At 72.4% G+C, this 22,267-nt stretch carries 24 protein-coding genes; 13 read left to right on the top strand and 11 right to left on the bottom strand.

Features of this window, described 5'->3' with window-relative positions:
• Nucleotides 1-50: 50 nt before the first annotated feature.
• Nucleotides 51-1,112: an ATP-dependent DNA ligase gene (locus ABZT14_RS14860; RefSeq protein ID WP_356301610.1), complete on the top strand. Its 1,062-nt coding sequence runs from the start codon at nt 51-53 to the stop codon at nt 1,110-1,112.
• 3 nt (nt 1,113-1,115) lie between these two features.
• Here the strand turns inward: ABZT14_RS14860 and ABZT14_RS14855 are convergent, their stop codons facing one another.
• Complete coding sequence (locus ABZT14_RS14855) at nt 1,116-1,931, bottom strand: SAM-dependent methyltransferase (protein ID WP_356301607.1); 816 nt, start codon at nt 1,929-1,931, stop codon at nt 1,116-1,118.
• A gap of 163 nt (nt 1,932-2,094) precedes the next feature.
• On the opposite strand from ABZT14_RS14855, the gene ABZT14_RS14850 reads away from it, so the two are divergent.
• A complete protein-coding gene (locus ABZT14_RS14850; protein WP_356301604.1) occupies nt 2,095-2,577 on the top strand; it encodes a DUF309 domain-containing protein in 483 nt (160 codons plus the stop codon).
• A 185-nt stretch (nt 2,578-2,762) separates the two neighbouring features.
• On the opposite strand, the gene ABZT14_RS14845 is transcribed toward ABZT14_RS14850, so the two are convergent.
• Nucleotides 2,763-3,392, bottom strand: coding sequence for a TetR/AcrR family transcriptional regulator (locus tag ABZT14_RS14845; RefSeq protein WP_356301602.1), 630 nt, complete (start codon nt 3,390-3,392; stop codon nt 2,763-2,765).
• A 115-nt stretch (nt 3,393-3,507) separates the two neighbouring features.
• Between ABZT14_RS14845 and ABZT14_RS14840 the strand changes: the two genes are divergently transcribed.
• Complete coding sequence (locus tag ABZT14_RS14840) at nt 3,508-5,562, top strand: neutral/alkaline ceramidase (RefSeq protein ID WP_356301599.1); 2,055 nt, start codon at nt 3,508-3,510, stop codon at nt 5,560-5,562.
• 19 nt (nt 5,563-5,581) lie between these two features.
• On the opposite strand, the gene ABZT14_RS14835 is transcribed toward ABZT14_RS14840, so the two are convergent.
• Nucleotides 5,582-6,496, bottom strand: coding sequence for a methyltransferase domain-containing protein (locus tag ABZT14_RS14835; RefSeq protein ID WP_356301597.1), 915 nt, complete (start codon nt 6,494-6,496; stop codon nt 5,582-5,584).
• A 137-nt stretch (nt 6,497-6,633) separates the two neighbouring features.
• Between ABZT14_RS14835 and ABZT14_RS14830 the strand changes: the two genes are divergently transcribed.
• Nucleotides 6,634-7,398, top strand: coding sequence for an alpha/beta fold hydrolase (locus ABZT14_RS14830; RefSeq protein WP_356301594.1), 765 nt, complete (start codon nt 6,634-6,636; stop codon nt 7,396-7,398).
• A 55-nt stretch (nt 7,399-7,453) separates the two neighbouring features.
• Here the strand turns inward: ABZT14_RS14830 and ABZT14_RS14825 are convergent, their stop codons facing one another.
• The 8 genes from ABZT14_RS14825 to hypA form a co-directional block, all read right to left on the bottom strand.
• The gene (locus ABZT14_RS14825) at nt 7,454-8,194 is read right to left on the bottom strand and encodes a C39 family peptidase (RefSeq protein WP_356301591.1); all 741 of its coding nucleotides are present in this window, start codon (nt 8,192-8,194) and stop codon (nt 7,454-7,456) included.
• Nucleotides 8,195-8,346: 152 nt separating this feature from the next.
• On the bottom strand, nt 8,347-8,745 hold the full coding sequence (locus ABZT14_RS14820) for a VOC family protein (RefSeq protein ID WP_356301588.1): 399 nt from the start codon (nt 8,743-8,745) through the stop codon (nt 8,347-8,349).
• Nucleotides 8,746-8,790: 45 nt separating this feature from the next.
• Nucleotides 8,791-9,780, bottom strand: a complete 990-nt coding sequence (gene hypE / locus ABZT14_RS14815; protein WP_356302243.1) for a hydrogenase expression/formation protein HypE — start codon at nt 9,778-9,780, stop codon at nt 8,791-8,793.
• Between the two features lie 100 nt (nt 9,781-9,880).
• Nucleotides 9,881-11,002 (bottom strand): hydrogenase formation protein HypD, encoded by a 1,122-nt coding sequence (gene hypD, locus ABZT14_RS14810; RefSeq protein WP_356301585.1) that lies wholly within the window; start codon nt 11,000-11,002, stop codon nt 9,881-9,883.
• Nucleotides 10,999-11,313 (bottom strand): HypC/HybG/HupF family hydrogenase formation chaperone, encoded by a 315-nt coding sequence (locus ABZT14_RS14805; protein ID WP_356301582.1) that lies wholly within the window; start codon nt 11,311-11,313, stop codon nt 10,999-11,001. The genes hypD and ABZT14_RS14805 overlap by 4 nt, the downstream gene beginning before the upstream one ends.
• 30 nt (nt 11,314-11,343) lie before the next feature.
• Entirely contained in the window at nt 11,344-13,713 is a 2,370-nt protein-coding gene (hypF, locus tag ABZT14_RS14800) for a carbamoyltransferase HypF (RefSeq protein WP_356301579.1), read from the bottom strand.
• A 2-nt stretch (nt 13,714-13,715) separates the two neighbouring features.
• Nucleotides 13,716-14,522 carry a hydrogenase nickel incorporation protein HypB gene (hypB, locus tag ABZT14_RS14795; protein ID WP_356301576.1) on the bottom strand — a complete coding sequence of 269 codons (807 nt, stop codon included), beginning with the start codon at nt 14,520-14,522 and terminating at the stop codon, nt 13,716-13,718.
• Complete coding sequence (hypA, locus tag ABZT14_RS14790; RefSeq protein ID WP_356301574.1) at nt 14,522-14,893, bottom strand: hydrogenase maturation nickel metallochaperone HypA; 372 nt, start codon at nt 14,891-14,893, stop codon at nt 14,522-14,524. Before hypA ends, hypB begins: the two co-directional genes overlap by 1 nt.
• Nucleotides 14,894-15,133: 240 nt before the next feature.
• On the opposite strand from hypA, the gene ABZT14_RS14785 reads away from it, so the two are divergent.
• The 9 genes from ABZT14_RS14785 to ABZT14_RS14745 are packed head-to-tail and all read left to right on the top strand — an operon-like array spanning nt 15,134 to nt 22,259.
• Entirely contained in the window at nt 15,134-16,180 is a 1,047-nt protein-coding gene (locus ABZT14_RS14785) for a hydrogenase expression protein HypE (protein ID WP_356301571.1), read from the top strand.
• A gap of 34 nt (nt 16,181-16,214) precedes the next feature.
• Nucleotides 16,215-18,002: a nickel-dependent hydrogenase large subunit gene (locus tag ABZT14_RS14780; RefSeq protein WP_356301568.1), complete on the top strand. Its 1,788-nt coding sequence runs from the start codon at nt 16,215-16,217 to the stop codon at nt 18,000-18,002.
• On the top strand, nt 18,002-18,607 hold the full coding sequence (locus tag ABZT14_RS14775) for a NifU family protein (protein WP_356301565.1): 606 nt from the start codon (nt 18,002-18,004) through the stop codon (nt 18,605-18,607). Before ABZT14_RS14780 ends, ABZT14_RS14775 begins: the two co-directional genes overlap by 1 nt.
• Complete coding sequence (locus tag ABZT14_RS14770) at nt 18,604-19,260, top strand: DUF5947 family protein (RefSeq protein ID WP_356301562.1); 657 nt, start codon at nt 18,604-18,606, stop codon at nt 19,258-19,260. The genes ABZT14_RS14775 and ABZT14_RS14770 overlap by 4 nt, the downstream gene beginning before the upstream one ends.
• 54 nt (nt 19,261-19,314) lie before the next feature.
• Nucleotides 19,315-19,524 (top strand): hypothetical protein, encoded by a 210-nt coding sequence (locus ABZT14_RS14765; protein WP_356301559.1) that lies wholly within the window; start codon nt 19,315-19,317, stop codon nt 19,522-19,524.
• A complete protein-coding gene (locus ABZT14_RS14760) occupies nt 19,521-20,243 on the top strand; it encodes a DUF6084 family protein (protein ID WP_356301556.1) in 723 nt (240 codons plus the stop codon). Before ABZT14_RS14765 ends, ABZT14_RS14760 begins: the two co-directional genes overlap by 4 nt.
• Nucleotides 20,240-21,334 (top strand): hypothetical protein, encoded by a 1,095-nt coding sequence (locus ABZT14_RS14755; protein ID WP_356301553.1) that lies wholly within the window; start codon nt 20,240-20,242, stop codon nt 21,332-21,334. The genes ABZT14_RS14760 and ABZT14_RS14755 overlap by 4 nt, the downstream gene beginning before the upstream one ends.
• Complete coding sequence (locus tag ABZT14_RS14750; RefSeq protein ID WP_356301550.1) at nt 21,331-22,122, top strand: hydrogenase maturation protease; 792 nt, start codon at nt 21,331-21,333, stop codon at nt 22,120-22,122. Before ABZT14_RS14755 ends, ABZT14_RS14750 begins: the two co-directional genes overlap by 4 nt.
• Before the next feature lie 5 nt (nt 22,123-22,127).
• Nucleotides 22,128-22,259 carry a hypothetical protein gene (locus ABZT14_RS14745; RefSeq protein WP_356301547.1) on the top strand — a complete coding sequence of 44 codons (132 nt, stop codon included), beginning with the start codon at nt 22,128-22,130 and terminating at the stop codon, nt 22,257-22,259.
• Nucleotides 22,260-22,267 lie beyond the last annotated feature (8 nt).

The following is a 22,267-nucleotide window of genomic DNA, read 5'->3' as shown; positions in this document are numbered from 1 at the left end:
CGGGTTGTCCCGAGGTGCCCGGTGGCGGGGCCGGCCGCACAATGCGGTGCATGGACCTGCCCGTGACGCCGCCCGTCAAGCCGATGCTCGCCCGACCCGCCGCGCGCATCCCCCCGGGGATGCACTACGAGGCCAAGTGGGACGGCTTCCGGGCGCTGGTGTTCCGGGACGGTGAGCGGATCGAGATCGCCAGCCGCACCACCAAACCGCTCAACCGCTACTTCCCCGAGCTGGAACGGGAACTCGCCGCCCACCTGCCCGAACGCTGTGTGGTGGACGGCGAGATCGTGATCGCCCGGGACGGCCGGCTGGACTTCGACGCCCTGCTGGAGAGGATCCACCCCGCCGAGTCCCGGGTACGCGCGCTCGCCGAACGGACCCCGGCCAGCTTCGTGACCTTCGACCTGCTGGCCCTGGGCGACCACTCCTGGATGGCCCGCCCCCAGTCCGAGCGCCGCGCGGAGCTGGTACGGGTGCTGGACGGTACCCGGGCACCGGTGCACCTGGCGCCGGCCACCCGCGACGTGGAGCTGGCCCGACGGTGGTTCGCCCAATACGAGGGCGCCGGACTGGACGGGGTGGTGGCCAAGCCACTGGCGTCGCCGTACGAGCCGGACCGGCGCCAGATGGTCAAGGTCAAGCACGAGCGCACCGCCGACTGTGTGGTGGCCGGTCTGCGCCACCACAAGAGCGGCCCGGTGGTCGGCTCCCTGCTGCTGGGACTGCACGACGAGCGGGGCGTGCTCCAACACGTGGGCGTGTGCGCCTCGTTCACCACGCGCCGGCGCGCGGAGCTGATGGAGGAACTGGCCCCCCTGGTGCTGGACCCGGAGGCCGACCACCCCTGGTCCGCGTGGCGGGACGAGGCCGCGCACGCCGCCGGCCGGATGCCCGGCGGCCCCAGCAGGTGGAACGCCGCCAAGGACCTCAGCTGGGTGCCGCTGCGCCCGGAGCGGGTGTGCGAGGTGGCCTACGACCACATGCAGGGCGACCGTTTCCGCCACACCACCCGCTTCCGGCGGTGGCGCCCGGACCGGGATCCGGGCGACTGCGACTACCGCCAGCTGGAGGAGCCGGTCAACTACCGGCTGGAGGACGTCCTCGGGGCCTGAGCCTCAGGGCTTGCGGCCCACCGCGCCGTACTGCGGCACCTCCAGGGGCAGCCGCCCGTCGCTGTCCCGCTCGGGACGCCACCGCGCGCAGGAGACCAACCCCGGCTCCAGCAGCTCCAGCGGGCTGAGGAACTCCTCGATCTGGGCCCGGCTGCGGGCCTTGATCGGTGGGGTGGCGTTCTCGTTCCAGAAGGCCATCGCCTCCACGTTGCCCTCCCCGCCCAGCTCCAGGGTGGGGTGGGTGAGCGCCAGATAGCTGCCGGAGGGGACCGCCTCCAACAGGCGGTGGACCACCCGCCGCGCCTCCTCGTCGTCCAGGACGAAGTTGATGATCCCCAGCAGCATCACCGCCACCGGTCGCGACAGGTCCAGGGTGGCGCCGGCCGCCTCCAACAGGGCGTCCACGTCGCGGATGTCGGCGTCGATGTAGTCGGTGCCGCCCTCGGGGCTGCTGGTCAGCAGGGCGCGGGCGTGGAGCAGCACCAGGGGGTCGTTGTCCACGTAGACGATCCGGGACTCGGGGGTGACCTGCTGGGCGACCTGGTGGGTGTTCTCCACGGTGGGCAGGCCGGTACCGATGTCCAGGAACTGCCGGATGCCGACCTCTCCGGTCAGGTGGCGTACCACCCGGCCGAGGAAGGCGCGGTCGGCGCGGGCGACGTGCACGATGTCCGGGAACATGCGGTACACGTGGTCGCCGGCCTCGTGGTCGACCAGGTAGTTGTCCTTGCCGCCGAGCCAGTAGTTCCACACCCGCGCGTTGTGCGCCACGGTGGTGTCCAGCCGCAACGGCTCGCTGGGGTTCCGGTCGTCAGTCACTGCTCTCCTCGTCGTGGGTGCCGTCCGGCCTTCGCTCGGGCACGTCCACCGCCGCCCCGGCCGTCGGTGTGGTGACGCGCGTCCACGTCACGACGGCCATCATGCCCACCATCCTGGACCCGCGCCCGGGGTTTGGCCACGTCGCACCTGGCACACTCGCCCCATGCGGTACCGGGATCGGGACGAGGAGGGGCGGGCGCGCAACGCCCGGCCCCGGGACGGCCTGGGCCGTCCGCTGCCGTACGGCAGCGCCGGGGTGGAACGGCAGCCGGAGGGGGTGGAGCGCACCCCGGTGGAGTCGCTGGCCGAGGCACAGCGGCTGCTGGACCGGGGCCGGCCCTTCCACGCCCACGAGGTGCTGGAGGACGCCTGGAAGCTGGGGCCCGAGGAGGAACGTCAACTCTGGCGCGGACTAGCCCAGTTGGCGGTGGGGCTGACCCACGCGGCCCGGGGCAACCGGGCCGGCGCGGCGACCCTGCTGCGCCGGGGAGCGGCGGCCGTCGGCCCGTTCGGCGACCGGGCCCCGTACCGGGTGGACGTGACCGGGCTGGTGCGCTGGGCTGACCGGTTGGCCGAGGAGCAGGAGGCCGGCGGCGGGGTGGTGGACCCGGCCGGGTCGGCGCCCCGGCTGCGCGGCGGGGAGTAGGGCGGGGCCGTGTCCGGTGTCGAGGGGCAGTCGTGGGGCTGCCCTGGGGCTGCCGTGGGGCGGGGCGGAGGAGCTGGACGCGGCGCACCGGGGACCGCGACCCCCACGGTGCCAGCGCGGCGCCAGCGCGGGTGAGCCGTACGGCGAACCGAACGCCCCCCTGACGGCGCCCTGGGGGCCGGCGGTCAGGGGGTGGGCCGCTCCAGGTAGCCGGCGATCATCTCGATGCCCTCCCGGAGCACCTGGTCGTCCCCGGCCAGGTCCTTCTCGAAGGCGAACTCCAGGACCCGGTCGGCGGTCTCGACCGCCAGCCGTACCGAGGACAGCGGGGTGTCCGGCGGCAGTGCGCCGCTGTCGACCCCGAAGGCGTGCAGGGCCTCGGCGATGCGGCCGTTGTGGGCCCGGGTGTACTCCAGTACGGCGGGGCTCATCCGCCCCTGGCACCAGATGACCACGAAGGCCGGACGCTCCCGGTACAGGCCCACCACCGTCTCCACGGTCGCCCGCACCACCGCCCGTACCGTCGGCCGCTCCAGTGCGGCCACCGCCTCGGCCAGACGTCGGTCCATCTCCTGGGTGTCCTGCTCGACCAGGGCGAGGACCACGTCCTGCTTGTGGGCGAAGTACTGGTAGAGCGAGGCGACCGGCACCCCGGCGCGTTCGGCGACCGCCCGGGTGCTCAGCGCCTCCACCCCGGAGGCCACGATCAGTTCGCGGGCCGCGGTGAGGATGGCCCGCACCTTCTCGCGGCTGCGCTGCTGCGCCGGCGCGCGACGGCCGGTGGACGATTCGCCGTTGACCCTTGCCAGTCCCATGGGGGCAGTGTACGAATACACAAACCTGAATCAGGTTCATATCCCTGTTCCTCTCCTCGGTAACGCGCTCCACGGCCCCGCAGCCCGCGTCCCCCACCCACCAGGAGCAACTCCCGTGACTTCCTCACCCCCACCCGGCCGGCGATCCGTCCTGAAGGCCACGGCCGCCGCCGGTGTCGGACTGGCCGGACTCCAGACCGCCTCGCTCGCCCTCGCCCCACCGGCCAGCGCCGCCGAGGGGTACCGCGTCGGCCGGGGCGTCTCCGACGCCACCGGCGAGATCGCCGAGGTCGGCATGATGGGGTACGGACGGATCGACCAGCAGGCCGAGGGGCTCCATCTGCGGCTGCGTTCCCGGGCGTTCGTCTTCGAGGACACCGGCACCGGGCGCCGGGTGCTGCTGATCGTGGTGGACTCGCCCATGATCTTCGACAGCGTGTACCAGGCGGTGCTCAAGCGCCTGAAGGACCGTCACGGGGACACCTACACCGCGCGCAACGTGATGATCACCGCCACCCACACCCACGGCGGCCCCGGGGGCTACTCCCACCACCTGCTGTACAACCTCACCACCCTGGGCTTCCACCGCCAGACCTTCGAGGCGGTCGCCGACGGCATCGCCGAGTCCGCCCACCGCGCCCACGAGGACCTGGCCCCCTCCCAACTGGCCCTCAGCCGCGCGGAGTTGACCGGCACCAGCGCCAACCGCTCCAGGGAGGCGTTCGACCGCAACCCAAGGGACGTCCGCGACCACTTCCCGGACGCCATCGACCCGCTGACCACCCTGCTGCGCATCACCCGGGGCGACCGTACGGTGGGCGCCGTCAACTGGTTCGCCTGCCACGGCACCAGCATGTCCGGCGACAACCGCCTCATCAGCTCCGACAACAAGGGCTTCGCCGCCTACCACTGGGAGCGCGAGGTCGAGGGCGGCGACTACCTGGACGGGAAGGCCCCCGACTTCGTCGCCGCCTTCGCCCAGACCAACGCCGGCGACATGTCACCCCACACCGACCTGAAGCCCCCCACCACACCGGGGGACTTCGCCGGCACCCGGGAGTCCGGGCTCCGCCAGTACGAGGCGGCGGCCCGCCAACTGGACTCGGCCGGCACCCCGGTACAGGGCCCGGTGGACTCCCGGATGACCTATGTGAACCTCTCCGAGGTCACCGTGACCCCGGAGTTCACCGGCGACGGCAAGACCCACAAGACCGCCCGGCCCGTGGTGGGCGCCTCCATGGCGGCCGGCAGCATGGAGGACGGCCCCGCCTTCCCCGGCTTCGAGGAGGGGGAGAACCCGCTGTGGGACGCCATCTCCCACTCGGTGATCTACGAGGTCTCCCCGGAGCTGAAGGAGGCCCAGGCCCCCAAGGGCTGCGTGGCGCCACTGGGCGAGATGAACCGCATCTACCCGTGGGTCCAGGAACGGGTGCCGGTACAACTGGTGCGGATCGGCCAGCTGTACCTCGTCGGCGTCAGCGGGGAGGTCACCATCGGCGCCGGGCTCCGGCTGCGCCGTACCGTCGCCGAGACGGTGGGCGCCGACCTGGAGGACGTGCTGGTCGCCGGCTACAGCAACTCCTACTTCCACTACCTGACCACCCCCGAGGAGTACGACGCCCAGCACTACGAGGGCGGCAGCACCCTCTTCGGCCGCTGGCAACTGCCCGCCCTGCAACAGACCGTGGCCCAACTGGCCCGCGCCCTGCGGGACGGCACGGACGTTCCCCTGGGCGAGGTGCCGCCGGACCTGTCGGACAAGCAACTCTCCCTCCAGCCCGGGGTGGTGACCGACGCCCCGCCGCTGACCAAGAAGTTCGGCGACGTGCTCACCCAGGTCCGTGACGGCTACGGCGCGGGGGAGAAGGTCGAGGTGGTCTTCGCCGGCGCGCACCCCAGCAACGACCTGCATCGGGGGTCCACCTACCTCCAGGTCCAGCGCCTCGACGGCGGGGAGTGGACCACCGTGGCCGACGACGGCGACTGGTCCACCACCTTCCGCTGGAAGCGCGACGGGGTGGCCGCCTCCAAGGTCACGGTCACCTGGGAGATCCCCCAGGACGCCGACCCGGGCGAGTACCGCCTGCGGTACCACGGGGACGCCAAAAGCCTCACCGGGCGGATCACCGCCTTCACCGGCACCACCGCGACCTTCACGGTCAGCGGCTGACGGACTCCCTGGGGCCCGGTCAACCCCTGTGAACGGGCCCCAGGGGCGCGCTGTCGCGCCGACCCAGGTGGAGGGTGTCGCCCGACAGGCAGAACACGTCCGCGCGCCGGCCCACCGAGCGGGGGTCCTCCGGGTCGGTGAGGACCTCCAACGCCACGCGGTCCTCCCCCTCCAGCCGCTCACCCAGCCGGTCGCGCATCCGGGCCAGCCGTTCGGTGACGAAGCGTCGGACCAGCGGGTCGGCGGGGGCCGGCAGGTCGGTGAGGAAGGTACGGGAGGCCACCCCGGTCAGCCCCGCTTCGGCCAGCAGGCCCGGCCAGTGTTCCACCACCGGTCGGGCGTCGGGCAGGCCGCGGCGCATCTCCTCGAACCAGTCCGCGTGTGCCGCGTCCAGCCGGGCCTGGAGGCCGGGCCGGCCCACCCCCGGGTCCCGGGGCAGGAACCGTCGGGGCAGGCCGCCCTCCAACAGGGCCAACGCCCCACCGGGGCGCACCAGTTCGGCGAAGGAGGTCACCCCCGCCCGCTGGTCGCCCAGGTGGTGCAGGACGTTGCGGCTCCACACCAGGTCGGCCGGCTCCAGGGTGCCCAACTCCTCCGGCAGCCGCGCCTGTCGGACCTCGACCCGGTCGGCGAGCCCCTCCACCTCGGCGCGCTCCCGCGTCCGGCGCAGCAACTCCGGGGAGCCGTCCACCGCCACCACCCGCGACTCGGGGAAGGCCCGGGCCAGCAGCACGGTGACCGCTCCCGGCCCGGAACCGAGGTCCAGTACCCGGCGCACCCCGGACGCCGAGGAGCCCAGCCGTTCCCGTACCCAGGCCAGGGCGTCCTCTAGGGCGGCCCGGTGCAGGGCCACCTCGTCCTCCAACTGCTCCACCATCAGGTCCCAGTCCGCTTCGGTCTCCGTACCGTCGTGAGCGTGGCCGTGCCGGTGCACTCCGCCACCGTCCTTTCCACCTGGTCGTCTCCGGCCCGGTGGCCCCGGGCCGGCGTGTTCCCCCTCGGGGCACCTCGTAGCATCGAGCGCGGCTCCGGCTGGGGCCGGCCCATCCTCGTACCGTCCGGGAGCACACCGTGACCGATTCTCGTACCACCACCCCCTGGATACGCCGGTTCGCCACCGCCGACCCGTCGGCTCCGGTGCTGGTGTGCCTGCCGCACGCGGGGGGTTCGGCCTCCGCGTACCGGAACATGGCCCGGTCGCTGGCCCCCGGTGTGGAGGTGTGGGCCGCGCAGTACCCGGGGCGGCAGGACCGGATGGGTGAGCCGGTGGTCGAGGACGTACGGGAGCTGGCGCGGCTGGTCCTCGCGGAGCTGGGCCCGGCCCGGGGCCGCCCGACGGCGGTGTTCGGCCACAGTATGGGCGCCCTGGTCGGCTACGAACTGGCCCGGGAGATGCTGCGGTCGGGGTGGACGCCGACCCGGCTGTTCGCCTCCGGGCGCCGCGCGCCCAGCCGGTACCGCGACGAGGCGCCGGCCCACCTGCTGGACGACGACGCGTTGCTGCGGCGGGTGATGGAGCTGAACGGCACCGACGAACAGCTGTGGGAGCAGCGGGAGTTGCTGCGGCTGGTGCTGCCGGCCATCCGGGGCGACTACCGGGCGGTGGAGACCTACCGCCACCGGCCCGAGCCGCCGATGGGCGTGCCGGTCACCGTCCTCACCGGGGACGTGGACCCCCGGGTCACCGAGGAGGAGGCGCGGGCGTGGGCCGAGCACACCGGGGCGGACTTCGAGTGCCGGGTGCTGCCCGGCGGCCACTTCTACCTGTACGACCACGAGGCCGAGGTGTGCCGGGTGGTACGGGAACGGCTGGTGCCCTCGGGCGCCGCGCGATGAGCACGGCGGCCGTCACTCCCGAGGGAGTGACGGCCGCCGTCGGAAGGGGGTGGCCTCAGGCCGCGTAGCCCTTCGGGGGGATCAGGCTGGCCAGCTGGTCGAAGGAGAGCCAGTAGATCTGGTTGCCGCCGAAGTTGGCCGAGTCGGCGATGAGGACGCTGTTGTTGGCGTCGTCGTAGCCGATCACGGTGAAGTAGTGGTAGATGGTCTGGTCGGACGGGTAGCCGGGGGGCTGGTTACCGGGCGGGGCGACGATGTTGGTCACCACCGGGTAGTTGTTGTCGATGTCCTTGACGATGTCCTGCCAGAGCAGGTCCTTCTGCTCCTGCGAGGGCGGGTCGTTGGGCATCTCCCTGGTCTTGTACCAGCCGTCGCCGAGGTTGCTGTTCAGCACGTCGGTGACCTGACCGATGTGGTCGGTACCGCCCTCGTGGGTGCCCAGCTGCGCGGCCAGGTCGGCCTGGCTGGGCGGGGAGATCCGCGCGGAGAGGGCGATACGGGTGGCGGCGGGACCGCACCAGTAGCCGGTCTCCTGGACCTGGTAGTCGACCTCCAGCGTCTTGGACGCCTTGGTCTCGGTGCCTTCGGTACGCAGCTGGGAGCCGTGACGGTCGATGTCGACGGTCTGCGCGGAACCACCGGGGGCGGCCTTCACCTTGGTGGCGACGGGACCGGAGTCCAGGGGCTGGGCCTGGATGGTGGTGGACTCGGCAGCTGCGGGGCTCACCAGTCCGGGGGTGACCAACAGGCCGGCCGCGGAGAGGACCACAGCGGCGGGAAGTGCTCTGAAACGCACGGAAACTCCCTAGTCGTGGGGGGACGGGGGTGGGGTGAGCATGGCAGTCACCCCGGAGCGGCGTAAGAGGGCTGGCACCTTCATGCCCCGCCCTGACATGCCCGTTGACGTGGAGAAACGCGGAACATCCCGCAGGGAACGGCCCGTTGGGGTCAGTCACCCACCGAAGGGGCGTAGGTGCCGAAACTCCACACATTGCCCTCCAGGTCGCGGGCCAGGTAGTCCCGCGAGCCGTAGTCCTGGTCGGTGGGCGGCATCAGGACCTCCACCCCGTGCGCGCTGGCCCGTCGGTGGTGGTCGTCCACGTCCTCGACGACCACGTACACGCCCGTGGGGCCGGCGTCCCGCATCAGCCGCGCGAACAGTCCCTCCCGGCCGTGCGAGCCGAGCATCACCACCCCGTTGCCGTAGGTGAGTTGGGCGTGCAGCACCCGGCCGTCCTCGTCCTCGTAGACCGCCGAGGCGCGGAAGCCGAACGCCTCGGTCAGTTGCCGGATCGCGGCGTGGGCGTCCCGGTACAGCAGGGTGGGGCTGAAGGTCGGAGCGGACATGGGGCGGTCCCTTCTCGTGGTGAGGCCCGGGTGCGGGCCGAACGGTCAGCAGATACGGGGGAGTTGCTCGCCCACCGGAAGGTCCACGACCCGGGTACCGCCGAAACCGGTCCGGGCCACCACCATCCCCGGGTGCTCCTCCACGCACTCCCCGATCACCCGGGCCTCCGCCCCGGCCGGGTGGGCGCGCATCGCCTCCAGCACCTGGTCGGCGACCTCGCGCGGCACCAGGGCCAGCAGCCGTCCCTCGTTGGCCACGTACAGCGGGTCCAGCCCGAGGATGGCGCAGGCGTTCGCGACCGGCTCCGGCACCGGCAGCCGGTTCTCGTGCAGCACCACCCCGGTGCCGGAGGCCTCGGCGATCTCGTGCAGGGAGGCCGCCACCCCGCCCCGGGTGGGGTCGCGCAGCACGTGCACCCGGTGGGTCGCCGCCAGCACCGCGTCCACCAGCCCGTTCAGCGGGGCGGTGTCACTGCGGACCTCGACGTCGAACTCCAGGCCCTCCCGCACACTCATGATCGCCACCCCGTGCATCCCGATGGGGCCGCTGACCATCACCACGTCCCCGGGGCGGGCCCGTTGGGGGCGGATGTCGACGCCCTCGGGGACCAGCCCGACGCCGGAGGTGTTGAGGTAGACCCCGTCACCGTGGCCGGACTCCACGACCTTGGTGTCCCCGGTCACCACGGTCACCCCGGCCGCCTCGGCGGCGGCGCCCAGGGCGCGGGCGACCCGGTCGAGCAGCTCCAGCTCGGTGCCCTCCTCCAGGATCATCGCGCAGGTGAGGTACGCCGGCCGGGCCCCGCTCATCGCCAGGTCGTTGACGGTGCCGTTGACCGCCAGGTCGCCGATGGAGCCGCCGGGGAAGAACAGGGGCCGCACCACGTAGGAGTCGGTGGACATCGCCAGTCGGGCACCGCCCAGGGTGACGGCGGTGGAGTCCGCGTACCCCTCCAGGTGCGGGTTGCCGTAGGCCGGGGCGAACAGGTGCCGCACCAGTTCGCTGGACATCGCCCCGCCGCCCCCGTGGGCCATGGTGATCACCGGCTGGTCCCGCAGGGGAGCCGGGCAGCTCCAGGAGGCGGGGTCGGGCAGCGGCGGGAGGGGGCGAGGGGCGTCGGGGGTCGTGGTCAGCTCAGCCAACGGGGCTCGCCTCCTGGGCGGTCGAGTGGTCCAGACGGCGGTAGAGGTAGTAGGCGGCGCAGGCCCCCTCGCTGGAGACCATGGTGGCGCCCAGCGGGTTGCGGGGGGTGCACTCGGTGCCGAAGGCCGGGCACTCGTGGGGTTTCAGCAGCCCCTGGAGCACCTGGCCGCTGTGGCACTGCGCGGGCTCCACGGTGGTCAACCCGCCCACCGGGAAGCGGTGTTCGGCGTCGTACTCCCGGAAGGCGGGCGCCAACCGCCAGCCGCTGTCGGGGATGGTGCCGATGCCGCGCCAGGAACGGTCGCAGACCTCGAACACCTCGGACAGCATCCGCAGCGCGGCCGGGTTGCCCTCCGCCTGTACGGCCCGGGGGTAGGCGTTGTCCACCCGGTGTTCGCCGGCCTCCAACTGCCGTACGGTGCGCCGCACCCCCTCCAGCACGTCCAGCGGCTCGAAGCCGGTCACCACGATCGGCACCCGGTGGCGTTCGGCCAGCTCGGGGTACTCGGCCATGCCCATCACGCTGCACACGTGGCCGGCGGCCAGGAAGGCCTGCACCCGGCAGTCCGGGGAGCGCATGATCGCCTCGATGGCCGGCGGCACCCGCACGTGGGAGACCAGCAGCGAGAAGTTCTCCACGCCCAGCCGCCGGGCCTGGTGGACGGTCATGGCGTTGGCCGGTGCCGTGGTCTCGAAGCCGATGCCGAAGAAGACCACCTGGCGGTCGGGGTGACGCCGGGCCAGTTCCAGCGCGTCCAGCGGGGAGTACACCACCCGTACGTCCCCGCCCTCGCCCTTGACCCGGAACAGGTCCCGGTCGGTACCGGGGACCCGCAGCATGTCCCCGAAGGAACAGAAGATCACGTCCGGGCGGGCGGCGATCGCCAGCGCCTTGTCGATCATCTCCAGCGGGGTCACGCACACCGGACAGCCCGGCCCGTGGATCAACTCGATCCGCTCGGGCAGCAGTTGGTCGATGCCGTGCCGGATGATGGAGTGCGTCTGGCCCCCGCACACCTCCATCAGCGCCCACGGGCGGGTGGTGATCCGGTGGATGTCGTCCAGCAGCCGGCGGGCCAGCGCCGGGTCGTGGAACTCGTCGAGGTACCTCATCGCGCCTCCTCCTCGGGCGGTGCCGCCTCGGGGGAGACCCCGGCCTCGGCCGCCGCGCGGCCCCAGGCGTCACCGAACTCCTCGTCCAGGGCACCGATCTCGCGGAACAGCGCCAGGGTGGCCAACGCCGACTCCTCGTCCAGCTTCTGCAGGGCGAAGCCGACGTGGACGATGGTGTAGTCGCCGACCTCGATCTCCGGGACGTAGGCCAGGCAGACGTTCTTGGTCACGCCGCCGAAGTCGACCTGTGCCATCCGGGTGCCGTCGCGTTCCTGGATGCCGATCACCTTGCCGGGCACCGCCAGGCACATGGTGCTCTCCCCTCTGTGGGATGTGGTGGGTTAAAGGGGGCCACGGTGGTGGGCGGCCACCACCGCCTGGCCGAGGGCCAGCCCGCCGTCGTTGGCCGGCACCCGCTGGTGGCGCAGCACCTCCAGTCCGTCGGCCCGCAGCAGGTCGGTGACCGTCTCTTCCAGCAGCGAGTTGGCGAACACCCCTCCGCTGAGGGCCACCTGACGTACCCGGTGACGTGTCGCCAGGGTGCGGCAGCCGGCGTACACCGCGTACGCCACGGAACGGTGGAAGCGGGCCGCGACCAGGGCCGGGGGCACACCGTCGCGCAGGTCGTCGACCACCGCCCGCCACAGGGGGCGGAGGTTCCAGGACGCGGGGCGCCGCGCGGAGGGCGCGGCGGCCAGCGGCAGCGGGTACGCGGAAGGTGCGGGGGACGTCTCGTCCCAGGCCCGCAGGGCCAACGCCTCCCACTCGACGGCCGCCTGGGCCTCGTAGCTGACCCGGGGGCAGACCCCGGCCAGGGCCGAGGCCGCGTCGAACAGCCGGCCCGCGCTGGAGGTGGGCACACACCCCACCCCGCCGGACAACTGCCGCCGCAGCACCCGCAGTTCCTGCGGCTCGGCCTGCCGGACACACGGCAGCCACTCCTCCCAGGGGAGCCCGGCCGCGTGCAGGTGGGCCAACGCCATCCGGTACGGCAGCCGTACGGCGGCGTCGCCTCCGGGCAGCGGGACCGGGGCCAGCCGTGCCAGCCGTTGGAAGCCCCGGTAGTCGGCCAGCAGCACCTCCCCGCCCCACACCGATCCGTCGGTGCCGTAGCCGGTGCCGTCGAAGGCCACGCCCAGCACCGGCCGGGAACCGTCGAGACCGTGCTCGGCCATACAGGACGCGAGGTGGGCGTGGTGGTGCTGCACCGGCACCAGTGCCCGGCCCAGGCGCCGGGCCAGCCGGGTGGAGTGGTAGCCGGGGTGGGCGTCGTGGGCGATCCGTTCCGGGGCGACACCGGTGAGTCGGCCCAGGTGCGCGCGGGCCCGCTCGAACCCCTGCTGGGTGGCCAGTTCACCGAGGTCGCCCACGTGGGCCGACAGCCACGCCTGGTCGCCGGAGGCCAGGCACAGGGTGTTCTTCAGGTCGCCGCCGACCGCCAACAGCGGGGGAGCCGGGAAGGGCAGGGGGAGGGGTTCGGGTACGTAGCCACGGGAGCGGCGCACCAGGGCCTCGGTGCCGTCGGGACGTACCCGCACCACCGAGTCGTCGCAGGGCACCCGGATCGGCCGGTCGTGCCACAGCCAGCCGTCGACCAGGTCCGCCAGCCGCTCCACGGCCTGGGTGTCGTCGGTGACCAGGGGCTCGCCCGAACGGTTCCCGCTGGTCATCACCAGGACGGTGGGGCCGCCGTCCGGCTCGGTCAGCAGGTGGTGCAGCGGGGTGTACGGCAACATCACCCCCACCCGGGGGCTGCCGGCGCACACCCGGTCCGCGAGCAGTCGGCCGGCCTCCGGGCCGGGCCGGGCGAGGACCACCGGCCGGCGGGGGCCGGACAGCAACTCCCGCTCGTACGGCCCCAGTCGGGCCACCCGCGCGGCGGTGTCCAGGCTGTCGACCATCACCGCCAGGGGCTTGTCACCCCGTCCCTTGCGCCGGCGGAGTTCCTCCACCGCCTCGGGGTTGCCGGCGTCGCAGGCCAGGTGGTAGCCGCCCAGCCCCTTCACGGCGAGGATCGCCCCCCGGGCCAGCATCCCCCGGGCGGCCCGCAGCGCGTCCAGGTCCACGTGCCGGCGCGCGCCGAACCCGGCCGGGGTGAACCGCAGCCGGGGGCCGCAGGAGTGGCAGGCCACCGGCTGGGCGTGGAACCTGCGGTCGGCCGGGTCCCGGTACTCCGCCGCGCACCGTTCGCACAGGGGGAAGCCGGTCATGGTGGTGCGGGAACGGTCGTAGGGCAGGTCCTCGATCAGGGTGAAGCGCGGCCCGCAGTGGGTGCAGGTGATGAACGGGTGCCGGTGGCGCCGGTCGTCGGGGTCCCACATCTCGGCCAGGCACCGTTCGCACACGGCCGTGTCGGCCGGTGCCAGGGTGCGGCCCTCCTCCTCGTGGGAGGGGCGGATGGTGAAGCCCCGTTCCCCCAGGGGCTCCAGCTCTCCCTGTTCGACGGACACCACCCGGGCCAACGGGGGTGGCCGTTCGGCGAGTTGGGCGCCGAAGTGTTCCACCGCCTCCCTGGGGCCCTCGACCTCCACCGACACCCCGGAGGAGCCGTTGGCCACGTGTCCGGCCAGGCCCAGTCCGGTGGCCAGGGCGTACACATGGGGCCGGAACCCGACGCCCTGCACCACCCCGCGTACCCGCAGGCGCCGCCGTACCACCGGGCCCGGAGCGGGGGGCGCGACCCGGACTGCGGACTCGGGACTGGCGGACACCGTCACTCCCCCCGGGCGGCCAGCGGCTGGTGCTGGTGGCTGTGCTCGTGGGGGTCGTGCTCGTGGTGATGGTGGTGCTCGTGCTCGTCGGGGCCGTGGTCGTGGGCGTGTGCCCTCAGCAGTTCCCCGGCCAGCGGGGGACGGTGTACGGCGCCTCCCCGGTGCACCTCCAGCAGCCGCTGCCACAGCTGGTCGACGCCCATCCCGTTGCGGGAGGAGGTGCGCAGTACCTCCACCCCGGGGTTGACCTGGGCCACGTTCTCCAGGAAGGCCGTCTCCCGGAAGTCGACCGCCTCGGCGATGTCGTACTTGGTCAGCACCACCAGGTGCGCCAGCCCGAAGGCCGTGGGGTACTTCAGCGGCTTGTCCTCGCCCTCGGTCACCGACATCAGGGTCACCCGCAGGGTCTCGCCGAGGTCGTAGCTGGCGGGGCAGACCAGGTTGCCGACGTTCTCCACGAACAGCAGCCGGGGTCCCTCGGGCAGCCAGGAGTCGACGTGGCCGCGCAGTTGTCGGGCCTCCAGGTGGCACAGGCCGCCGGTGAGGACCTGCTTGACCGGTACCCGCGCCCGCGACAGCCGGGCCGCGTCGTTCTCGGTGGCCAGGTCGGCGGTGAGCGCGGCCACCGGTACGTCACGGGAGGCGGCACCGGCGAGGGTGTGCTCCAGCAACGCGGTCTTGCCGCTGCCTGGGCTGGACAGCAGGTTAACCACGGTGATCCCGCGTCGGGTCAGGTCCTGGCGGAGGTCCTCCGCCAGGTCGTCGTTCTTGGCCAGCACCGCTTCGCGGAGGTCGACCGTACGGCACATCACTGGCTCACCCCTTCCGGGTGGTCGTCTGGTAGGTCCACTGACGTCACTTCCAGTTCGCGCCCGGTCAGCACCTCGACCTGGCTGCCGTCGCAGTGCGGGCACCACAGTTGCGGGGGCATCCCGAGTGCGAAGGTGGTGTCACAGGGACCGCAGCGCGCGCTGCCCTCGGCGGTGTCGATGACCAGTCGGGCCCCGTGCAGGGCGGTGCCCTCGCGGGCGACCTCGAAGGCGAAGCGCAGTGCCTCGGGGACCACCCCCGAGACCTCGCCCACCACGACCCGTACCGCCTCCACCGACTCGGCTCCGTGACACCGGGCCGCCGTCTCCGCCCGGTCGATCACGGCCAGGGCGATGGACATCTCGTGCATGGGTTCCCTCGACCGATCGGGTTGGGCCGACTCCGCCGCCGGGCGTCGCCGTGGGACGCACGCAATCTATTCACGCGTGCCGGCCGGGACGTCCGCATCGCCGGTCGGGGCGTCGAGGTACCCCCGGGTGGCGGAGGCCGGTCGTCGTACGGGCCTCGGCACGCCCGAAGCTCGCGATGCCGCGTGATGTCGGCTGTGTCATGTTTTATCCACTGACGGCGCTGGATCGGGAGGAACGGCATGGGTTCAGAAGCGACCGCCTCAGGAGTCGACGAGGTGCACATCCTCTGGATCTCCGAGGGACTCAGCTGCGACGGCGACACGGTCTCCGTCACCGCGGCCAACCTGCCCAGCATCGAGGACGTGGTCCTCGGCGCGGTACCGGGACTGCCCAAGGTGCACCTGCACAACAAGGTCCTGGCCTACGAGACCGGCGAGGACTACCTCCGCGCCTTCCGGGACGCCGCCAAGGGGGAGCTGGGCCCGTTCGTCCTGGTGGTGGAGGGCTCCATCCCCAACGAGAACATCAACGGCGAGGGCTACTGGACCTCCATGGGTAACGACCTGGAGACCGGGGAGCCCATCACGGTCAACACCTGGCTGGACCAACTCGCCCACCAGGCCTGGGGTGTGGTGGCCATCGGCACCTGCGCCACCTACGGCGGCATCCACGCCATGGCCGGCAACCCCACCGGCTGCATGGGGCTGGCCGACTACCTCGGGTGGGACTTCCGCTCCGCCGGCGGTCTGCCCATCGTCAACGTCCCCGGTTGCCCGGTACAGCCGGACAACTTCATGGAGACCCTGCTGTGGCTGCTCCACCAGGCGGCCGGCCTGGCGCCCACCATCCCCCTGGACGAGCAGCTGCGGCCCACCTGGCTGTTCGGCAAGACCGTGCACGAGGGCTGCGACCGGGCCGCTTACTACGAGCAGGGCGACTTCGCCGGTGACTACAACTCGCCCAAGTGCCAGGTGAAGGTGGGCTGTTGGGGGCCGGTGGTGAACTGCAACGTCACCAAGCGCGGCTGGATGGACGGGGTGGGCGGCTGCCCCAACGTGGGCGGCATCTGCATCGGCTGCACCATGCCCGGCTTCCCCGACAAGTTCATGCCCTTCATGGACGAGCCGCCCGGGGCCACCCTCTCCTCGAACCTGATGAAGATCTACGGCCCCTTCGTGCGGACCCTCCGCTCCTTCACCAACGCCAGCGTCAACAAGGAACCGACCTGGCACCACAACCGTGAGCGACTGACCACCGGCTACGAGCCGGCGCGCGTCGGCCGCTGACCGACGTACCGCCCCGTACCCGAGAGGACCCCCCGTGGCCATCACCGAGGACATCGAACCAGGCCAGCGCGAACTCACCGAGGTCTCCTTCGACCCGATCACCCGCATCGTCGGCAACCTGGGGATCTACACGAAGATCGACTTCCCCAACCGCCAGGTCGCCGAGTGCCACAGCACCTCGTCGATCTTCCGTGGCTACAGCGTGTTCATGAAGGGCAAGGACCCCAGGGACTCGCACTTCATCACCAGCCGGATCTGCGGCATCTGCGGTGACAACCACGCGACCTGCTCGGTGTACGCGCAGAACATGGCCTACGGGGTGAAGCCACCGCCGCTCGCGGAGTGGATCATCAACCTGGGGGAGGCGGCGGAGTTCATCTTCGACCACACGATCTTCCAGGACAACATGGTCTTCGTCGACTACTGCGAGCAGATGGTCAAGGAGACCAACCCCTCGGTGCTCCGGCGCGCGGAGAACACCCCCTCCCCCCGGGGCGACCAGCACGGCTGCCGCACCATCGCCGACATCATGCGGGCCTTCAACCCCTTCGAGGGGGAGATGTACAAGACCGCGCTCCAGATGAGCCGGATCACCCGCGAGATGTGCTGCCTGATGGAGGGCCGGCACGTCCACCCCTCGACCCTCTACCCCGGTGGGGTGGGGACGGTCGCCACCCCGCAGCTGTTCACCGACTACCTGGTGCGGCTGATGCGCTGCATCGACTTCATCAAACGGGCCGTCGCCATGAACGACGACGTCTTCGACTTCTTCTACGAGGCGCTGCCCGGATACGAGGAGGTAGGCCGCCGACGTACCCTGCTCGGCTGCTGGGGCACCTTCCAGGACCCCGAGGTCGTCGACTACGACTACCGGAACATGAACCGGTGGGGCAACGCCATGTACGTCACCCCCGGCATCATCGTCGACAACGAGCTGGTCACCACCAACCTGGTCGACATCAACCTCAACATGCGCATCCTGCTGGGGAGTTCGTACTACGACGACTGGGAGGAGGGGGAGAAGTTCGTCGAGCGGGACCCGCTGGGCAACCCCGTCGACAAGCGCCACCCCTGGAACCAGACCACCAACCCCGCCCCGCAGAAGCGCGACCTCAACGGCGGCAACTACAGCTGGGTGATGAGCCCGCGCTGGCTGGACCAGCGCACCGGGGACCACCTCGCCCTGGAGACCGGGGGAGGGGCGCTGGCCCGGCTGTGGTCCACCGCCCTGGCCGGCAAGGTCGACACCCCGCACGTACGGTCCACCGGGCGCAGCGTGCAGATCGACCTGCCCAAGACCCCCAACACCCCCGCGACCCGGCTGGAGTGGACGCCCCCGCCGTTCCCCAACACCCTGGAGCGCAACCGGGCGCGGATGTACTTCGTGGCCTACGCGGCCGGCATGGCGCTGTACTTCGTGGACCGGGCGCTGGCCGAGGTGCGCGGCGGGCACACCAAGGTGTTCGAGGACTTCACCGTCCCCGACGAGGCCATCGGCGTCGGCTTCCACGAGGCGGTACGTGGGGTGCTCTCCCACCACCTGGTGATCCGCGACGGCAAGATCGCCAACTACCACCCGTACCCGCCCACCCCCTGGAACGCCAGCCCCCGCGACTCCTACGGCACCCCCGGGCCCTACGAGGACGCGGTCGCCGGCACCCCGCTGTTCGAGGAGAACGGGCCGGACGACTTCAAGGGCATCGACATCATGCGCACCGTCCGCAGTTTCGACCCCTGCCTGCCCTGCGGCGTCCACATGTACCTGGGCAAGGGGCGCACCCTGCGGCAGTCGCACTCCCCGACCTTCGGGGCGGTGCAGTGATGCCCGCCGAACCAGCGCCGTCGGGGGCGTCCGCGCCCCCCGCCGGTACGGACGACACCGACGCCCTGCGCGGGCGGGTCGCCCGTACCGAGGAACTGCTCTCGGGCCTGGAGTCCCTGCCCCAGACCCCCTCCCGGGAGCGGGCCCTGGACGCGGTCTCCGGCCTGCTCGACCTCTACGGCGAGTGCCTGGCCCGCACCCTGGAACACGCCCGCACCGCCGCGTCCGGCGCCGCGCTGGTCGACACCCTGGCCGGCGACGAACTAGTCGGGCACCTGCTGCTGGTCCACGGACTCCACCCCCAGGACACCCCCACCCGGGTCCGGGGCGCCCTCGAAAGCGCCACCGAGGCACTGCGCGCGGTGGGCGTCGAGGCCGAACTGCTGGGCGTGGACCAGCGGGTGGCCACCGTGGCCCTCACCACCGGGGGCGGCTGCGGCTCCACCCGGGAGAAGTGGCAGACCGAACTGGAACAGCTGGTGGCACAGGCGGCCCCCGAGGTCGAGGAGATCCGCTGGGAGGTACGCCAACCCGCCCCGGCCCAGCCCCTGATCCCGGTGGACGCCCTGTTCGGCGACCGTGCCACGGCGCGGAGCACCCCATGACCGGGCTGCCCCCCTCGCCACGGTTGCGCCGGCTCGCCAGCCGGGCGGCACCCCCGGGCCCCACGGCCGGAGCCGAGGAACGCTGTGACCTGTGCGCCGAGCCCCTGCCCGGGGAGCACCGGCACCTGCTGGACCTCCAGAGCGGGGAACCGGCCTGTGCCTGCCGCCCCTGTTCCCTGCTGTTCGACCGGGAGGTGGCCGGCGGCGACCACTACCAGCTGCTCCCCGAGGGGCGGCAGCGGCTGGACATCCGGCTCGACGACCAGCTGTGGGCCGCCCTCGGGGTGCCGGTGGACCTGGTGTTCTTCACCCGCGACCACGAGGGCGCGGTACTCGCCCGGTACCCCAGTCCGCTGGGCACCCTGCGGGCGGACGTACCCGAACAGGTGTGGAGCCGACTCCTCGCCGAACACCCCGAGTTGGCGGACCTGGCCCCCTCCGTCGAGGCCCTGCTCACCTACCGGACGGCCACCGAGCAGCAGCACTGGCGGGTGCCGGTCGACGTCTGCTTCCAGCTGGCCGCCCTGGTACGGGCCCACTGGGACGGCATCAGCGGAGGCAAGGCCGTACACCAGCGGATCCGCTCGTTCCTCGACCAGCTCACCCCCGCACCAGGCACCCCGGCGGGCGCCCACCCCCGACCCACCGGCTAGACGACCCGACGGCCCGCCCGGGCGTCGGGACACCGAAGGAACACAGGAGGAGTCATGGCACACATCGACGTCGGCCCTCCCGACATCGCCCCCGACGGCACCGCCCACCTGCCCGGCGTACACCAGGGCAACTCACCCGACAGCGGCCGGCACCAGCCCGGGCTCAAGGAGGACGGCACCTCCACCGCCCGACGCTCCACCGGTATCAACGCCGGCCCCAAGAACCCCATCCAGCCCGACATGCCGAACCTGTCCCCGGCATGACCGCCACCCCCCAGGCCCGCCCCGACCACCGGGGCGGGCACCCCGTCTGTGACCTGGACTTCGAGGTGCTCGCCCCCCACCCCGAAGCCTTCGCGGCCACCCCCACCCTGGTCTTCCCCCTGCGGCTGACCCGGGTCGGAGGGGGACCGGTGCGGTCGGTCACCCTCAACACCACCGTCCGCGTCGACACCGCCCGGCGGCGCTACGACCAGGCCACCACCGAGCGGCTGTACGCGCTGTTCGGGGCACCCCACCAGTGGGGCCGTTCCCTGCGCCCACTGACCTGGGTACGGGCCACCACCGTCGTACCGGCCTTCGACGAGACCACCACCTGGGACCTTTCGGTGCCCTGCGAACAGGACGCCGAACTCGCCGCCACCCGCTACCTGACGGCCGTGGACGAGGGCGAGATCCCCCTCGACTTCCTGTTCAGCGGCACCGTCTTCCACGACGGCGAGGACGGGCGGCTGCGCACCACCCAGATCTCCTGGAACAAGGAGGCCCAGCACGCGCTGCCGGCGGAGACCTGGCGGGAGCTGGTCGAGCGGTACCACCCCGACCAGACCTGGCTGCGGCTGCCCCACGAGGCGTACCGACGACTCCGCGACCACCAGGCCCGCCAGGCCCTGGGCGACCTGGGCACCACCGTCCACCAACTGCTGGACCAGGCCGACGCCCCACCCGCCGACCACCCCGACGCGTCCCGGAGCCACCCATGAGCCACCGCAACGGCGACCGGTCCACGGCCGAGCCCCCGTACCGGGACGCGGTCGCCGACATCGCCCGCTGCTGCCTCTACGAGGGCTACCTGCTGTGGCCCTACCACCGGGCGGCCCTGAAGAACCAGCAACGCTGGACCTTCGGGGCCGTCTACCCCGCCAGCTGCGCCGAACAGCTGGGGGAATGCGCGGAGTTGGGCACCCAGGTGCTGTTCGAGGGCGGCCCGGACACCACCGTGGAGGTCAGCGTCCGCTTCCTCCAGGTGCTCGACCGGCAGGTGTACCAGGCCACCGAGGCGGGGGAGCACCCGGTGGACCGGCTCCAGGTGGACGGCCAGGACCACCTCACCTGGCAGGAGGCCACCGAGCGGGAACGGGTACTCCCCACCTGGACCCCGGCCCGGCGCCCCCGGCTCACGGTCGGACTGGACCAGCCGGCCGGCGTCGACCGTGAGGAACTGCGCCGCGAGGATGGTTCCCCGGCGGGCGCGCTGGTCCGCTCCTGGCGGGAGCTGTCCGGCACCGTGGAACTGGAGGCCGAACCGGTGGACGCCGGACTGTGGCGGCTGACGGTCAGCGTGCGTAACCACGGCGACCACCCCCCGGTGGAGCCCGGTGCGCGGGGAGCCCGGGACCGGCTCGCCCCGTACGCCCTGGTCTCCACACACCTGGTGCTGCACTCACCCGACGGCCGGTTCGCCTCGATGACCGATCCGCCCGAGGAGTACCGCTCACACAGCGGGACCTGCCGGCAGCGCGGGGTCTGGCCGGTGCTGGTCGACGGCGGCACCACTCCCGGGGACCAGCGGGAGGACCAGCGGCGCGCCACCACCGTACTGGCCGCCCCCATCACCCTGTACGACTTCCCGGCGGTCGCCCCGGAGAGCCCCGGCGACCTGTTCGACGGCACCGAGATCGACCGGCTGCTGATCCTCAGCGTGCTGAGCATGTCCGCCGAGGAACGCCGGGAGGCCGCGGCCAGCGACCCCGAGGTCCGCCGGATGCTGGAGCGCTGCGAGAGCCTGGAACCGGACCAGCTGCTGGCCCTCCAGGGCACCATCCGTGAACGCCGCCCACTGGAGGAACGGTGACCGACGCACCCCACACCACCGAACCCCCCACCCGGGGCACCCGGGTACGCCTGCGCCCCCACCCCGGCTCGGACGTGATGGACCTCGCGCTCACCGGACGGGTGGCCGAGGTGGAGGACGTACGGGAGGACCTGGAGGGTCGCCGACAGGTGGTGGTCACCCTCAGCGACGACCCCGGACGGGACTTCACCACCGGCCTGGGCCACCGCTTCTACTTCTCCCCCGAGGAGTTGGAACCGCTCACCGGGCAGACGGACACCGCCCGGGTCCTGGTGGCCGGCATCGGCAACGTCTTCCTCGCCGACGACGGCTTCGGCCCGGCCACCGTCGCCGCGCTCCTGGAGTGGCTGCCCCAGGTGCCGGCCGGTGCCCATGTCGCCGACTTCGGCATCCGGGGCATGGACCTGGCCTACCGCCTCCTGGAGGGGTACGACGTGGCCGTCCTGGTGGACGCCGCCCCCAGGGGCGGCACCCCCGGCGACCTCTACCTCATCGAACCCGACCTGGAGACCGTCGCGTCGGCCGCCCCCGAGGCCCACGGCATGGACCCGGTCCGGGTGATGGCGCTGGCCGAGGCCCTCAGCGAGGGCGAGTCGCTGCCGAGGCTGCTGGTGCTCGGCTGCGAACCGCTGGTGCGGATGACCGGGGACGAGCCCGACGTGGACGTGGGCCTGAGCGAACCGGTCCGCGACGCCACCGGGCGCGCCGCCGAGGAACTGCGGGACCTGCTGCCGAGGTTGCTGCGGGACCCGGCGACCCGGCTGGAGACCGAGGCCGAGGGGAGGTGAACGACATGAGAGAGGGCATCCACATCCCCGCCACCGTGGTGCGGCTGATGGTGGGGGCGGTGGCGGTGACCGCCGTCGCTCTGTCCGTGGCCAACGCCCCGGACGTACGTCGCTACCTGCGCATCCGCGCCATGTGAGGGTCCGC

Source organism: Streptomyces sp. NPDC005438, assembly GCF_040606315.1.
Lineage (GTDB): Bacteria > Actinomycetota > Actinomycetes > Streptomycetales > Streptomycetaceae > Streptomyces.
Note: the sequence above shows the minus strand (reverse complement) of the source record. Positions and strands in the feature narration are given on the sequence as shown.

Coding starts and splice junctions, on each gene's coding strand:
- ABZT14_RS14860 (WP_356301610.1), top strand. CDS start 51: ATGGACCTGCCCGTGACGCCGCCCGTCAAGCCGATGCTCGCCCGACCC.
- ABZT14_RS14850 (WP_356301604.1), top strand. CDS start 2,095: ATGCGGTACCGGGATCGGGACGAGGAGGGGCGGGCGCGCAACGCCCGG.
- ABZT14_RS14845 (WP_356301602.1), bottom strand. CDS start 3,392: ATGGGACTGGCAAGGGTCAACGGCGAATCGTCCACCGGCCGTCGCGCG.
- ABZT14_RS14820 (WP_356301588.1), bottom strand. CDS start 8,745: ATGTCCGCTCCGACCTTCAGCCCCACCCTGCTGTACCGGGACGCCCAC.
- hypE (WP_356302243.1), bottom strand. CDS start 9,780: ATGGCCCACGGGGGCGGCGGGGCGATGTCCAGCGAACTGGTGCGGCAC.
- hypD (WP_356301585.1), bottom strand. CDS start 11,002: ATGAGGTACCTCGACGAGTTCCACGACCCGGCGCTGGCCCGCCGGCTG.
- ABZT14_RS14805 (WP_356301582.1), bottom strand. CDS start 11,313: ATGTGCCTGGCGGTGCCCGGCAAGGTGATCGGCATCCAGGAACGCGAC.
- hypB (WP_356301576.1), bottom strand. CDS start 14,522: ATGTGCCGTACGGTCGACCTCCGCGAAGCGGTGCTGGCCAAGAACGAC.
- hypA (WP_356301574.1), bottom strand. CDS start 14,893: ATGCACGAGATGTCCATCGCCCTGGCCGTGATCGACCGGGCGGAGACG.
- ABZT14_RS14785 (WP_356301571.1), top strand. CDS start 15,134: ATGGGTTCAGAAGCGACCGCCTCAGGAGTCGACGAGGTGCACATCCTC.
- ABZT14_RS14775 (WP_356301565.1), top strand. CDS start 18,002: ATGCCCGCCGAACCAGCGCCGTCGGGGGCGTCCGCGCCCCCCGCCGGT.
- ABZT14_RS14770 (WP_356301562.1), top strand. CDS start 18,604: ATGACCGGGCTGCCCCCCTCGCCACGGTTGCGCCGGCTCGCCAGCCGG.
- ABZT14_RS14765 (WP_356301559.1), top strand. CDS start 19,315: ATGGCACACATCGACGTCGGCCCTCCCGACATCGCCCCCGACGGCACC.
- ABZT14_RS14760 (WP_356301556.1), top strand. CDS start 19,521: ATGACCGCCACCCCCCAGGCCCGCCCCGACCACCGGGGCGGGCACCCC.
- ABZT14_RS14755 (WP_356301553.1), top strand. CDS start 20,240: ATGAGCCACCGCAACGGCGACCGGTCCACGGCCGAGCCCCCGTACCGG.
- ABZT14_RS14745 (WP_356301547.1), top strand. CDS start 22,128: ATGAGAGAGGGCATCCACATCCCCGCCACCGTGGTGCGGCTGATGGTG.